This window comes from Klebsiella grimontii, from assembly GCF_042137965.1.
Taxonomy (GTDB): Bacteria; Pseudomonadota; Gammaproteobacteria; order Enterobacterales; family Enterobacteriaceae; genus Klebsiella; species Klebsiella grimontii.
In genome coordinates this window covers 5687556-5702020 of record NZ_CP169721.1, presented here as the reverse complement: position 1 = coordinate 5702020, position 14465 = coordinate 5687556, and the positions used below count along the sequence as shown (strand labels likewise).

Here is a 14465-nt window from a genome sequence, read left to right as displayed (position 1 = left end):
TTATCTCCCTGAATATAATGAAGACAGGGAGCCAGGGATCTGGCTCCTTGATTTTATTTGAACAGCTTCTGCACGAACTCGGCGTAGGCTGGGCGCCAGACGTCCATTTCGTGGTTCAGGCCCGGAAACTCGTGGTAGTCAAATTTGATGTTCTGCTTCTCCAGCTCCGCTTTCAGTCCGGCGATATCTTTACCGGTGACCGCGTCTTTCTCACCCACGACGACGGTGAAATTACGCAGCTGCTTATTGATCGCCTGCGGGTTTTTTAGCTGCGCCTCGACGCCGGCATCCGGCACCGTGGTTGTCGTTACGCCGCTGAAGGTCGCCAGCCAGCCGAAGCTCTCCAGATGGTTCATTCCCGAGACCAGCGCCTGATAACCGCCCTGCGACAGCCCGGCAAGCGCCCGGCCATCCGCGTCTTTCCGCACATTAAAGCGGGCATCAATCAGCGGAATAATATCGTTCATCAGCTCTTTATCCGCCGCTTTCGCATTCAGTGGATAGAAGGTTTTACGCCGTTCCTGCGGCGGGAAGTTTTCCGCAACCGCTTCAGGAATATCGGTTTCGGTATCCGGCACCACCACCAGCATGGGCTTGATTTTGCCTTCCGCCAACAGGTTATCCATGATTTGCGGGATACGCCCCTGATCGATGGCCGACAGGCCGCTGTCGCCAAAACCGTGATAGAAATAGAGCACCGGCAACGGCTCGCCGGTACCGGTATAGCCCGGCGGCGTCCACACGTAGGCACGGCGTTCAGAATTCAGCGCCTTTGAGTGGTAGGTCAAGGTGCGTAGTTCCCCATGAGCCACCGCGCGATCGTCAAGAATGCTGCCGGGTACCAGAATCAGGCTGGTATTCACCTGACGCTGGGGTTTCTGATAGCGGCTACCGGTATCGACTGAACGGAATCCGTCGACATCAAAATAGTATTCGTAGAGGTTGGGCGCCAGAGCTTCACTTTTCCATGTCCAGATCCCCTGTTCATCTTTGGCCATATCGTGGGAGACGAAGGTGTCCGGCGTTGCCCCCGTCACCACGGATACCCGTTTTGCGTCCGGGGCAAACAGGCGGAAGGTAATACTCTTATCGCCGTTAACCTGTGTAATATACTGGCTGACCGGGATCGCCGCGCTCGGCGTGGCCGGAAACGGCGCAGCATGAGCGGTAAACGCTGCGCCCGCCAGCGCCAGAGCGAAGTAAATAGCATGTCGTTTCATCGTTATTCCTCTTTAGAATTTTGTCCTGGCCATTGCCAGCCTTACCACCAGATTTCAGCCTGGGCGCCAACGGCAAACTGATCGTTCTTACCATCTTCAAAAATGCTGCTGGTGTTGCTGTTAGCGGCCTTATCCAGGTCGATATCCTTCGCTTTAATATAAGTCGCATAGAAACGAATTTCCGGGCGTGAGGTCAGCATACTGGTATTCACTTTAAAGGTATGGAAGAGGGTGGTTTTGTAACCGGATTCGTTATATTTCTTGCCGGTGATATCTTTGTTCTGCTGTTTGAAATAGCCCAGTTCGACGCCGGTCTGGTTATATTTATCCCAGATCCAGGCCGGACGAACGACGGCGCGAATAGATTCGAAATCGGAGTGCGCGCCAGTCTCGTAGCTGTAGATATCATTACCAAAGGAGTAAACGATGGCGTCAGCCATAATGATGTTATCACTCAGATAGGTTTCCCCCTGGGAGGTCAAACGAACGGCGGTGCCGTTGGTATGATCGCCATAGTATCTGCCGTTAAAGGTGGTATACGGACTGGATCCCGCATAGCGCGAGAAGCTACTGGCGATAGAGTTGTTCGCCAGCAGGAATGAAAACTCGTTAAACCCGCCGTTATCGAATTTCTGCGTTAACGACGTTCCCGCCATCCAGGTATCTTTCCATTCATAATACCCATTATTACCTTCATTATATTTTTCTGATGAGCTCTGATTTGCCGCGACATAGCGGCCGGTCACCATTAATGAGGCTTTATCCCAGAGAGGGATTTCTTTATAGCGGATATCAATGGTATTGGTGTTAAGTTGCTGGCTTTTGGTCAACGTACGGTTGTAATCATCAACGTCCTCGCGTACCAGCGCAATATCAAACTTACCCGCGCCCACCTTCCAGTTTTCAAGGCCAACGCCTGCTGCGGCATCGGTTCTCTGCGTTTTCCAGTCCAGCATCTGGATTTCAATTTTCGGCGCGCCGTGCTTGCCGACCCAGAAATCCGCTTCCGGCGCAAACGGCAGGAAACCTTTGGTATTGACGTACATATCAGAGAACTGCATATAGTTCTCGCCGCCAGCGTTATCCCCGAACCAGCCGCTGGAATACTGCTGCCCGACGTTACCGTCTAACATCACGATCGCATCAACACGCTTATTGCCTTCCTGATAGACCCGCTGCTTAAGCTGTAAATCAAACCAGCCAGAGTATTCGTTACCAAAGCGGCCAAGCGAACCAATCGCCCACGATTTTGGCGATCCATGAGAAGCGGTTCCCCAACCGGAACGGTAATAGCCGTTATAGCTGAAGCCAATTTCATCCTTCACGAACTGACTGAAATCCTTCATCGTCATGGAGCTATAGATAGACTCGCCGTTAGCCGCGGGTTGTTCATTTTTCACCAGCACCGCCGCCGGTTTTTGGGCGGCGCGGGCCGGCGCTGGCGAGCTTACGGCCTGCCGAGCCGCGCTCGTTTTATTTCCGCCCGGCTGCGTATTGGCGACCCAGATTTGATTTCTGGCTTTCTCTTCATCTTTATATTTTTTAAGTTCGGACTGCGTATCCTTAAGCGCCTTTTCCAGAAGCTCAAGGCGCTGTTCAACCGTCAACGATGCCGCCATAGCATGGGAGGAATAAGCGATCGGTGCCATAATAATAATGGCAGATGTAATCAGATTTCTTTTAAACATAAGGTCCCTTTATATAAAATGAGCGCAGCTGAATATCGTGAAAAATAACGACCAGCGCGAAGGCATGGTTTATCCTCAGACATTCTTTCATCGCATAAAAAAACCTGAAGAAAACTCCCTGCATAAAACAGAGGCGATTTTCTTCAGGTTTTGCCCGCACGGCGGTAACAACCCCATTCATCTACTGCGGGTGGATTATTTGGCAAAAAAAAACCTGACATCACCAGATTAAAGGTGATGTCAGGTTTTGCCTGCTTACGCAGTAACAATCCGCCGTTTCCATTCGGGCCTTGTAACGACAAGTCACCCGATTGATAAACCGTATTGTTACGCTATAAAAATAAAACCACAATTAGTGAAATTGTTATTTGTGACGACAATCGCACCGTTATTGTTAATGAAAAAATAACTTAAACATATATCATAACTAATTCTGATATGTCCTTTTATCAGAATTAGTCTCTGTGATTTATTACTCTTTGGGATCTTTTCCCGCCAGCAGTTTATCCAGCTCGTCACCGCCAACGTGACGGAAATCCTGACCTTTGACGAAGTAGAAAATATATTCACAGATATTCTGGCAACGATCGCCGATACGCTCAATCGAGCGGGCGCAGAACAGCGCGGTCAACACGCTTGGAATAGTGCGCGAATCTTCCATCATATAGGTCATCAACTGACGTACGATGCCTTCATATTCCTGGTCAACTTTCTTATCTTCGCGATAAATACGCACGGCTTCATCAAGGTCCATACGCGCAAAGGCATCCAGTACATCGTGCAGCATCTGCACGGTATGGCGCCCCAGCGATTCCAGGCTTACCAGCAGCGGCTGATGCTGCTGGGAGAATTTTTCCAGCGCGGTGCGGCAGATTTTATCCGCGACGTCGCCGATACGTTCCAGCTCGGCGATGGTTTTGATAATCGCCATCACCAGGCGCAGGTCGCTGGCGGTTGGCTGACGCTTGGCGATGATGCGTACGCAGGCTTCATCGATCGCGACTTCCATCATATTGACCTGCTTATCGCCGTCGATAACGCGCTTCGCCAGCTCGCTGTCCTGGTTATGCATCGCGGTGATCGCATCAGAAAGCTGCTGTTCCACCAGCCCACCCATGGTCATGACCTGGGTGCGGATGTACTCCAGTTCGGCGTTGAACTGGCCGGAAATATGTTTGTTAAGATTTAGGTTATCCATAGTATCTCCTGATTGCCCAATAGGTTAGAGCCTGAAAGCAGAAGGGCAATCAACCGTAGCGGCCAGTAATGTAATCTTCAGTTTGCTTCTTAGCGGGCTTGGTAAACAGATCGTCCGTGTTGCTGAATTCAATCAGCTCACCAAGATACATAAATGCCGTATGGTCGGAACAACGCGCGGCCTGCTGCATGTTGTGGGTCACGATAACGACGGTGTAATCCTGTTTCAGTTCGGTAATCAGCTCTTCAATACGCCCGGTAGAGATCGGGTCCAGCGCCGAGCAGGGCTCATCCAGCAGTAAGACTTCCGGACGAATAGCGATACCACGCGCGATGCACAGACGCTGCTGCTGACCACCGGAGAGAGAATATCCGCTCTGATGCAGTTTATCTTTGGTTTCATTCCACAATGCGGCTTTGGTCAAAGCCCACTGCACTCGCTCGTCCATATCCGCGCGGGAGAGTTTCTCAAACAGGCGTACACCAAAGGCGATGTTGTCATAAATCGACATCGGGAACGGCGTCGGCTTCTGGAACACCATCCCCACTTTGGCGCGCAGCAGGGCGATATCCTGGGTGTTGGTGAGAATATTATCGCCATCCAGCAGAATTTCGCCTTCCGCGCGCTGCTCCGGGTACAGCTCAAACATTTTGTTGAACGTACGCAGCAGCGTGGATTTACCGCAGCCTGACGGACCGATAAACGCCGTAACCTGGTTTTTGGTGATATCCAGGTTGATGTTTTTCAGGGCATGGAATTTTCCGTAGTAGAAGTTCAGATTACGTACTGAAAGTTTACCCGGGGTCGTATTCACCATACTCATCTCGTTCTCTTCCTCATTCGGCGCCGCGTTTCGCCGCGCCGCAAAAATTAACCGTGTTTATTCTTCGCGAAAATAACGCGCGCCAGAATGTTCAGCAGCAATACGCACAGGGTGATAATCAAGACCCCGGCCCATGCCAGTTGCTGCCACTCCGCAAACGGACTCATGGCAAATTTGAAAATCGTTACCGGCAGGTTAGCGATCGGCTGCATCATATCGGTGCTCCAGAACTGATTGGAGAGCGCGGTAAACAGCAGCGGCGCCGTTTCCCCGGCGATACGGGCGATGGCCAGCAGGATACCGGTCATAATGCCCGATACCGATGCCTTCAGGGTGATCGCAGAAATCATGCGCCACTTCGGCGTACCCAGCGCATAAGCCGCCTCGCGCAGGCTGTCCGGAACCAGCTTCAGCATGTTTTCAGTGGTACGAATAACGATAGGCACCTGCAGCAACGCCAGCGCAATCACGCCCGCCCAGCCGGAAAAGTGCTGCATTTGCGCAACGACGATGGTGTACACAAACAGACCGACGACAATCGACGGCGCGGAAAGCAGGATATCGTTAATAAACCGAATCACTTCCGCCAGCCAGGATTTACGGCCATATTCCGCCAGATAAATCCCCGCCAGAATGCCCAGAGGGGTACCGATAACCGTCGACCACAGAATCAACAATCCGCTACCTGCCAGGGCGTTTGCCAGACCGCCGCCCGCCGTATTTGGCGGCGGGGTCATTTCGGTAAACAGCGCCAGGCTCATGCCGTCGATGCCGCGGGTAACGGTGGACATCAGGATCCAGATAAGCCAGAACAGGCCAAACGCCATGGTCGCCATCGATAGCGTCAGGGCGAGGCGGTTTTTCATGCGGCGTTTTGCCTGCATTTTGCGGCGAGACTCCGCCAGCTCCGCGGTGGTTTGTAGTTCAATCGTCGCCATTAGCGTGCCCCCTCGTTCTTAGCCAGACGCATAATCATAAACTTCGATGCGGCAAGAACAATAAAGGTAATAACGAAGAGAATCAGGCCCAGCTCCATCAATGCGGCAACGTGCAGCCCGGTTTCCGCCTCGGCAAACTCATTGGCCAGCGCGGAGGTGATGCTGTTGCCTGGCATATATAATGAAACGCTATCAAGCTGGTAGGTGTTGCCGATAATAAAGGTCACCGCCATGGTTTCCCCCAGCGCGCGCCCCAGTCCGAGCATCACTCCGCCGATAACGCCGTTTTTGGTAAAGGGCAGAACGATACGCCAGATAACTTCCCACGTTGTACAGCCGATACCGTATGCCGACTCTTTCATCATCACCGGCGTCTGTTCAAAGACGTCACGCATAACGGCCGCGATATAAGGGATGATCATGATGGCCAGAATCACGCCTGCCGCCAGAATACCGATACCAAATGCCGGGCCCGCAAAGAGCGCGCCAACGAACGGAATGGTCGAGAGAACGTTGCCAACAGGCTCCTGGAAGTAGGTCGCAAACAGCGGGGCGAAAATAAACAGACCCCACATGCCGTATACGATACTGGGAATCGCGGCCAGCAGCTCAATGGCGATACCCAGCGGGCGCTTGAGCCAGGCGGGTGACAGTTCGGTCAAAAACAGCGCGATACCGAAGCTCACCGGCACGGCGATCAGCAGCGCGATAAATGAGGTGACCAGCGTTCCGTAAATAGGCACCAGGGCACCGAAAATCTGGTTCGGCGCATCCCACTCTTTGGTCCACAGAAAGGCAAAGCCGAATTTCTCAATGCTTGGCCAGGACGAGATGATAAGGGAGACGATGATGCCGCCAAGCATCAATAGCACAATCAGCGCCGCCAGTTTTACCAGCACGCTGAAAATTATGTCACCCTTTTTCCCCGGAGGGTTAAATGCCGGCTTGGTTGCAGCCATAAGTTACTCTTCAGTTTCGGGCCAGAAAAAATCGTAGTTTACTGATCTTTCTGACAAAGGTAATGCCATACCCTAAATAATTCGAGCTGCAGGCAAGCGCTGCCAACGCGCCTGTAGCTCGAAGTATGACGGGTATTAGTACAGCGCTTTACCGCTGCTATCCTTGACGTTGGTCTTCCATGCCGCGCGAACCTGCTCAACCACGCTTTCCGGCAGGGTTGCATAATCCAGCGCGTTAGCCTCTTTACCGCCGTTTTTATACGCCCAGTCGAAGAACTTCAGCACTTCAGCGGTCTGCTCTGGCTTGTTGGAAGCCTTGTGAACCAGAATGAAGGTGGTCGAGGTAATCGGCCATGCGTTGTCGCCTTTCTGGTTAGTCAGATCCTGTGCAAAGGATTTGCTCCAGTCGATTTCTTTCGCCGCGTTAGCGAAGTTATCTTCAGTCGGGCTCACCGGCTTGCCATCGGCGGACAGCAGTTTGGTGTAAGCGAGGTTATTCTGTTTTGCGTAGGCATATTCGACGTAGCCGATAGAACCCGGCAGACGCTGAACAAACGCGGCGATGCCGTCGTTGCCCTTACCGCCCAGTCCGGTCGGCCAGTTTACGGTTGAACCCGCGCCGATTTTAGATTTCCACTCTTCGTTCACCTTCGCCAGATAGCTGGTGAAAACGAAGGAAGTACCGGAACCATCGGCACGACGAACAACGGCGATATTCTGAGAAGGCAGCTTCATGCCCGGGTTGAGCTTAGCAATCGCTGCATCATCCCATTTTTTGATTTTGCCAAGGTAGATATCACCCAGCGTTTTACCATCAAGCACCAGCTCGCCGGATTTCACGCCAGGCAGGTTAATCGCCAGCACCACGCCGCCGATAACGGTCGGGAACTGGAACAGACCTTCCTGAGCCAGTTTATCGTCAGCCAGAGGGGCATCAGAAGCGCCAAAGTCTACGGTGTTGGCCGTAATTTGTTTTACGCCGCCAGAGGAGCCGATACCCTGGTAATTAACTTTATTACCCGTTTCTTTGTTATAGGTATCTGCCCACTTGGCATACACCGGCGCGGGGAAAGTTGCGCCTGCGCCAGTCAGGCTTGCTGCTGCAAAAACAGAGAAAGCGCTCATCGATAAGGTCGCGGCGACAACTGTTGCGACGGTGGTACGCATAACGTTCATAATGTCTCCTGCTGGATTCGTAAACCATTGTTTCGAAGCTATGGTGAGCAAAATAGGACAAACAGGTGACAGTAAAATGTACGAATTATTACAGTTTTATGACAGGCGAAAAGGCGGGATTTCACGCTAAATAAAAACAATACAAATCATATTGTTAATAAAGATAATGAGGAAAAGATTGCCGAAAAATTTTATTTTTATGACGGCAAAAAAGCGTCTCAAAAATGACAGACTGTCATAAAGCGGGTGGGATCTCGCCGTTCGCCGCAAATAAAAAGGGCTGCCGGACGGCAGCCCTGTCACGATGTAAAAACCGTTATTCCACGGTAACTGATTTCGCCAGGTTACGCGGCTGGTCGACGTCAGTCCCTTTGATCAGCGCGACGTGATACGCCAGCAGCTGCAGCGGTACGGTGTAGAAGATTGGCGCGATAACCTCTTCAACGTGCGGCATCTCGATGATGTGCATATTGTCGCTGCTGGTGAAACCCGCATCGCCGTCAGCAAAGACGTACAGCTGGCCGCCGCGGGCGCGAACTTCTTCAATGTTGGATTTCAGTTTTTCCAGCAGTTCGTTGTTCGGCGCCACCACCACTACCGGCATCTCAGCGTCAATCAGCGCCAGTGGACCATGCTTCAGCTCACCGGCAGCATAGGCTTCTGCGTGAATATAGGAGATCTCTTTCAGCTTCAGCGCCCCTTCGAGGGCGATGGGATACTGATCGCCGCGTCCAAGGAACAGCGCGTGGTGTTTGTCAGAGAAATTCTCAGCCAGCGCTTCGATACGCTTATCCTGCGAAAGCACCTGCTCAATGCGGCTCGGCAGCGCCTGCAGGCCATGCACGATCTCGTGTTCGATAGCGGCGTCCTGGCCTTTGAGGCGCGCCAGTTTCGCCACCAGCATCAGCAGAACGGTCAGCTGCGTAGTGAAGGCTTTGGTCGAGGCGACGCCGATTTCCGTTCCGGCGTTGGTCATCATCGCCAGATCGGATTCACGCACCAGAGAGGAACCAGGCACATTACAAATCGCCAGCGAGCCCAGATAGCCCAGCTCTTTCGACAGGCGCAGACCGGCCAGCGTATCTGCCGTTTCGCCTGACTGAGAGAGGGTGATCATCAGGCTATTACGACGCACGGCCGATTTGCGGTAGCGGAACTCGGAGGCAATTTCGACATCGCACGGTACCCCTGCCAGCGACTCAAACCAGTAGCGGGAAACCATACCTGAGTTATAGGAGGTGCCGCAGGCGATGATCTGAATATGCTCGACCTGCGACAGCAGCTCGTTAGCCTGCGGGCCCAGCTCGCTTAAATCAACCTCACCATGGCTAATGCGCCCGGAAAGGGTATTTTTGATAGCGTTCGGCTGCTCGTAGATCTCTTTTTGCATGTAGTGGCGATAGATACCTTTATCGCCCGCATCGTACTGCAGATTGGATTCGATGTCCGGGCGCTGCACTTCGGCGCCGGATTTATCAAAGATAGTCACCGAACGGCGAGTAACCTCAGCAATATCGCCCTCTTCGAGGAAGATAAAGCGGCGGGTAACCGGCAGCAGCGCCAGCTGATCGGAGGCAATGAAGTTTTCCCCCATCCCCAGGCCAATGACCAGCGGGCTGCCTGAACGAGCGGCCAGCAGCGTACCCGGATCGCGGGTATCCATGATCACGGTGCCGTAAGCGCCACGCAGCTGCGGGATGGTTCGCAGAACGGCTTCACGCAGGGTGCCGCCTTGTTCCAGCTCCCAGTGAACGAGATGCGCAATCACTTCCGTGTCAGTCTCGGAGACAAAAACGTAGCCTCGCGACTGCAACAGCTCGCGCAGCGGCTCATGGTTTTCGATGATCCCGTTATGCACCACCACAATATGGTCAGAAACATGCGGATGCGCGTTACCTTCAGACGGTTCGCCGTGCGTCGCCCAGCGGGTATGGGCAATCCCGGTACCGCCGTGCAACGGATGTTCTTCCAGTGCCTGGGCCAGCATCTGTACTTTCCCAAGGCGACGAACGCGGTTCATATGACCTTCGTTATCGACGACTGCCAGACCGGCAGAGTCGTAACCGCGGTATTCCAGACGACGTAAACCTTCGAGAAGGATTTCAGCAATATCACGCTGCGCGACTGCGCCAACAATTCCACACATAGTTTTTCATTCCGATTTTGGCTGTATGCCATACGTTGTCGGTCAACCTGTTTACCCGAATTTCGGGCGCCCCGAGCCTTGTAGAGAGTGGGGTTATTTTTATGGGTACTGCCGTGGGGGGAGGATTATGTTATCCCCTCACCCCGCTCTTTCTCCCCGAAAGGGCGAAAGAGAAATAGCGTTACTTTTTCTTCACCGGGCGCTGCCAGCCCTGTTTATGGACCTGCGGCACGCGGCTTAACACTAATTCATTATCGGCAATGTCACGCGTTACCGTTGTTCCTGCGGCAATGGTGACGCCATTGCCGACGGTCACCGGCGCGACCAGCTGGCTGTCAGAGCCAACAAACACGTCATCGCCAATCACCGTTTTGTGCTTATTTGCGCCATCATAGTTACAGGTGATGGTGCCCGCGCCGATATTGACGTTATCGCCAATCTCGGCGTCTCCGAGATAGGAGAGATGCCCGGCTTTTGTGCCTTTACCCAAGCGCGCCTTTTTAATTTCGACAAAGTTGCCAACGTGCGCGCCTTCCAGAAGCTCAGCGCCTGGGCGCAGCCGCGCGAACGGTCCAATGGTACAGGCGGCTTCCAGATGCGCATCCTCCACCACGGTATAGGGGCTAATCTCGCAATCATCACCAATGGTGCTGTTCTTGATGACGCAGCCAGCGCCGATCTTGACCCGATCCCCCAGCACCACGTCACCTTCGAGGATAACGTTAGTATCAATTTCGACATCGCGCCCGTGTTTCAGCACGCCGCGCAGATCAAAACGCGCCGGATCGCGCAGCATAACGCCCGCGAGCAGCAGCTTTTCAGCCTGTTCAGACTGCCAGACGCGTTCAAGGCGGGAGAGCTGCAGGCGGTTATTCACGCCTTCCACTTCGCTTAACCGTTGCGGATGTACAGCGGTAATTTCACGACCTTCTTGATAGGCCATGGCGATAATGTCGGTGATGTAGTATTCGCCCTGAACGTTGTTGTTGGTGAGCTTAGCCAGCCAGCGTTTAAGATCCGCCCCGTTGGCGACCAGAATCCCGGTATTAATTTCCTGAATCAGGCGCTGCTCTTCGCTGGCGTCTTTATGCTCAACAATACCTGTCACCGCGCCGTTATCGCGCGTAATGCGGCCATAGCCGGTCGGATCGTCCAGCTTCACCGTCAACAGGCCGATACCGCCCTGCGGTTTCGCGTCCCGCAGGCGCTGTAATGTTTCGACGGAAATAAGCGGCACGTCGCCGTACAGCATCAGGATATCTTCATCGTCGCTGAAGAACGGCGCCGCCTGCTGCATGGCGTGGCCGGTACCAAGCTGTTCGGCCTGTAGGACCCAGTTAAGATTGTCTTCGCGCAGCGTCTGGCGAAGCAGGTCGCCGCCGTGCCCGTACACCAGATGTACGGCGGATGCCCCTAATTCTTTAGCCGCATCAATAACATGCTGCACCATCGGCTTTCCGGCCAGCGAATGCAACACCTTAGGAAGATCGGAATACATGCGGGTACCTTTGCCTGCGGCAAGAATAACCACGCTCATCGGACTGTTTGACATACGCATCCTGACTGCTGTTAGAACGAAAAGTAAAAGCCTTTCACGTTGAAATATCTACATATTTTTCATCATGAAACGAGACGAAGATAAAACGCACAAGCGTAACGCTATACACCATTTTAGGTGGGTATTTTTAGCCAGCGCAAACCCGTTTAGCGCAAAAAAAGCATTTTAACGGGGAGGGATACCGGCTATCCCTCTGCTTTTGCTGTTTTTTTGATGGAAAAATAAAGAAAATCCATAAAGTAAAACGCGGTTTTAATATTCATTAATTGTGACGCAATAAATAGAAACACCATTTCATTTTCCTGATAATGCCGGTTAATAATTACCCAGGAGAAAAAAATGAAAAACAAAATACCTTTGGCATTAACCCTTTGCAGTACGATGATCGCGCTACCGCTGCAGGCCAACGAAGGCCATCAGTGGCGGGCAATCGCCTTTGGGCAATCCACCGACAGTAACTTTTCCTCGAACGTGTTGCCGGAAAAAATTGGCGTCAATGATGTCACCATTGCCGGGAAAAAGCTGACGCCGCAGGATTCCGCCGATCTCAGCCAGCCCATTACCATCGAGAGCCGGGGAGGTAAAATTGCCAACTCCCACGACGGACTGACCTTCTTTTACACCGAGCTGCCAACCAATAAGAATTTTATCCTGCAGGCTACGGTGACCGTCAATCAGTTTGGACCGGAAAATGGCGCGCGTCCGGCGGCGCAGGAAGGCGCGGGACTGCTGGTCCGCGACGTCATTGGCAACCCGCGCCAACAGCCTCTCAAGGTCGGCTACGAAGAGTTCCCGGCGGCATCCAATATGGTGATGAACGCCATTATGACCCAGGATAAAAAAGATGGCTCGCATATCAAGCTGCAGGCTATTAGCCGGGAAGGGATAACCCAACCGTGGGGCAATGCGGGCGCTGCAATCAAGCGTCAAAGTTACAAAGAGAAAATCGATATCCAGCAAACCCCGACGTTTCAGCTTAAGCTGGAACGCACTAACGACGGATTTATTACCTCATGGGCGGCAACGGGCAGTAATGAATGGGTAAGCCAGCGGGTTCCTCACGCCGATCTGATTGCTCAGCAGGATAAAGAACATTACTACGTCGGTTTCTTCGCCTCACGTAACGCCAAAATCACCGTCAGCAATGCTTCCCTGACGACCTCCTCGGCAAATACGGTTCCCTCCGCCCCGTATGTTGCCAAAAGCTGGCCGCCGGTCATGCAAATTGCCTCGGGGACAAAAAGCCAGAGCAAAGAGTATCTCCTGCAGGCGCGCACGAATAGTGACGGACGCATCACCGTGCGTCAGGATGAAGTGGTGATCGGGCAGGATAAAGCCGTGAAGGCCGGAGAGATGTATACCCAGCCTGCCGTTCTGAAAGATAAAAGCACATTCGAAATTAGCTTCACTCCAGCCACCGGCGCAAACACGCTGACCCAAACGCTGACGGTTGAACAGAGCGCCAATGTGACAGGCAATACGCTGTACGCCGCGCCGGATGGGCTGTCGCAGGCTAAAGGGACGACGGACTCGCCGCTGGATTTAGCCACCGCTGTCGGCCTCGTTCCCCCTGGCGGGCAAATTGTATTAGCCGCAGGTGATTATCCGCAAACAACCATCCCGGTTAGCGCCAGCGGCCTGAAAGACAAAGTCAAAACCCTGAAAGCCGACGGAAAAGCCGTGATTCACGGGCTCCTGCTGGATGCCAGCTACTGGCATATCAATGGAGTAGACATTACGGACAAGAGCCTGCGCGTACAGGGTAGCCATAACCTGATCGAGAACGTCACCGCGTATCGGAACGATGATACCGGCATTCAAATTTCCTCTCCGGCGGATGTCGGACGCCCGCTGTGGGCCAGCCATAACCGGGTGGTGAATTCTGAATCCTTTAATAACGAAGATCCGGGTAAAATTAACGCCGATGGCTTTGCGGTGAAAATGCGCGTAGGGGAGGGTAACCGGCTGGAGGGCTGTTACTCACACGATAATATCGACGACGGCTTCGATCTGTTCAATAAAATTGAGGACGGCGCTAACGGCGTTGTGGTAATCGAGAACTCCATTGCCCGCAATAATACCAGCAACGGCTTTAAGCTCGGTGGGGAAGGGCAGCCGGTCGCCCACGAGGTACGCAACAGCATCGCCATCGGCAATCATCTGGACGGTTTTACCGACAACTTCAATCCTGGCAAGCTGGTAGTGGTCAATAACGTCGCGGTGGATAACCAGCGCTTTAACTATCTATTCCGCCCAAGCCCGTATGGCGCACCGGAAACGCAGGGTACCTTCAGCGATAACCTTTCTCTGCGCAGCCAGCCGGGGAAATATGACGATGCCGTTATCGGGAACATTGATGATAGCAACTACTTTATCCACGGTGGCCGAAGCATCAACGCCCAGGGAAAGAGCATTCACAGCGCCGACTATCAGACTCTGACGCTGCCGGATCCGCTGACGCGTGAGGCCGATGGCAGCTTTAACACCGGTAACTTCCTTAGCCGCAATTAACCAGGGACACGCTAAAAACATAAAGGTCGCCCTCGGGCGACCTTTTTACTTCCTTTCCTGCTTCACACCGCATGTGTTGTCGTTTTAGTTAGCGGTACAGCGCATAAGCAGTCTGGAGAGCGGACTTCTTAGTGGTTGAACGTACCGAAGGTTACGTTCATAGCACTGAAGAAAGCGACGATTTTATTAAGCAGTTTCATGATCTCTTCCTGGATAGCGATTACGTTTTTGATGAACTCTTTTTTTTG

Annotated in this window: 11 protein-coding genes; 2 read left to right on the top strand and 9 right to left on the bottom strand. The window is 53.0% G+C overall.

The window, feature by feature from the left end; genetic code table 11:
• Positions 1-53: 53 nt before the first annotated feature.
• Positions 54-1220 (bottom strand): esterase, encoded by a 1167-nt coding sequence (locus ACE3MN_RS26695; RefSeq protein ID WP_004871855.1) that lies wholly within the window; start codon positions 1218-1220, stop codon positions 54-56.
• Between the two features lie 41 nt (positions 1221-1261).
• Positions 1262-2908, bottom strand: a complete 1647-nt coding sequence (locus tag ACE3MN_RS26690) for a carbohydrate porin (RefSeq protein WP_102650128.1) — start codon at positions 2906-2908, stop codon at positions 1262-1264.
• 37 nt (positions 2909-2945) lie between these two features.
• Here ACE3MN_RS26690 and ACE3MN_RS26685 point away from each other — a divergent pair, with 37 nt between their 5' ends.
• Entirely contained in the window at positions 2946-3140 is a 195-nt protein-coding gene (locus tag ACE3MN_RS26685; protein WP_131930602.1) for a hypothetical protein, read from the top strand.
• Positions 3141-3380: 240 nt separating this feature from the next.
• Here ACE3MN_RS26685 and phoU read toward each other — a convergent pair whose 3' ends face one another.
• The 7 genes from phoU to glmU all read right to left on the bottom strand — a co-directional run bounded on the left by phoU (position 3381) and on the right by glmU (position 11700).
• Positions 3381-4106 carry a phosphate signaling complex protein PhoU gene (phoU, locus tag ACE3MN_RS26680; RefSeq protein WP_004107251.1) on the bottom strand — a complete coding sequence of 242 codons (726 nt, stop codon included), beginning with the start codon at positions 4104-4106 and terminating at the stop codon, positions 3381-3383.
• Between the two features lie 49 nt (positions 4107-4155).
• On the bottom strand, positions 4156-4929 hold the full coding sequence (pstB, locus tag ACE3MN_RS26675) for a phosphate ABC transporter ATP-binding protein PstB (protein ID WP_004107254.1): 774 nt from the start codon (positions 4927-4929) through the stop codon (positions 4156-4158).
• 47 nt (positions 4930-4976) lie between these two features.
• A complete protein-coding gene (pstA, locus tag ACE3MN_RS26670) occupies positions 4977-5867 on the bottom strand; it encodes a phosphate ABC transporter permease PstA (RefSeq protein WP_004107257.1) in 891 nt (296 codons plus the stop codon).
• A complete protein-coding gene (pstC, locus tag ACE3MN_RS26665) occupies positions 5867-6826 on the bottom strand; it encodes a phosphate ABC transporter permease PstC (RefSeq protein WP_004871867.1) in 960 nt (319 codons plus the stop codon). The genes pstA and pstC overlap by 1 nt, the downstream gene beginning before the upstream one ends.
• 135 nt (positions 6827-6961) lie before the next feature.
• The gene (gene pstS / locus ACE3MN_RS26660) at positions 6962-8002 is read right to left on the bottom strand and encodes a phosphate ABC transporter substrate-binding protein PstS (RefSeq protein WP_004127017.1); all 1041 of its coding nucleotides are present in this window, start codon (positions 8000-8002) and stop codon (positions 6962-6964) included.
• A 316-nt stretch (positions 8003-8318) separates the two neighbouring features.
• The gene (glmS, locus tag ACE3MN_RS26655; RefSeq protein WP_004871870.1) at positions 8319-10148 is read right to left on the bottom strand and encodes a glutamine--fructose-6-phosphate transaminase (isomerizing); all 1830 of its coding nucleotides are present in this window, start codon (positions 10146-10148) and stop codon (positions 8319-8321) included.
• Positions 10149-10329: 181 nt separating this feature from the next.
• A complete protein-coding gene (glmU, locus tag ACE3MN_RS26650) occupies positions 10330-11700 on the bottom strand; it encodes a bifunctional UDP-N-acetylglucosamine diphosphorylase/glucosamine-1-phosphate N-acetyltransferase GlmU (RefSeq protein WP_203260059.1) in 1371 nt (456 codons plus the stop codon).
• Between the two features lie 345 nt (positions 11701-12045).
• On the opposite strand from glmU, the gene ACE3MN_RS26645 reads away from it, so the two are divergent.
• The gene (locus ACE3MN_RS26645; protein WP_375364221.1) at positions 12046-14217 is read left to right on the top strand and encodes a right-handed parallel beta-helix repeat-containing protein; all 2172 of its coding nucleotides are present in this window, start codon (positions 12046-12048) and stop codon (positions 14215-14217) included.
• Positions 14218-14465 lie beyond the last annotated feature (248 nt).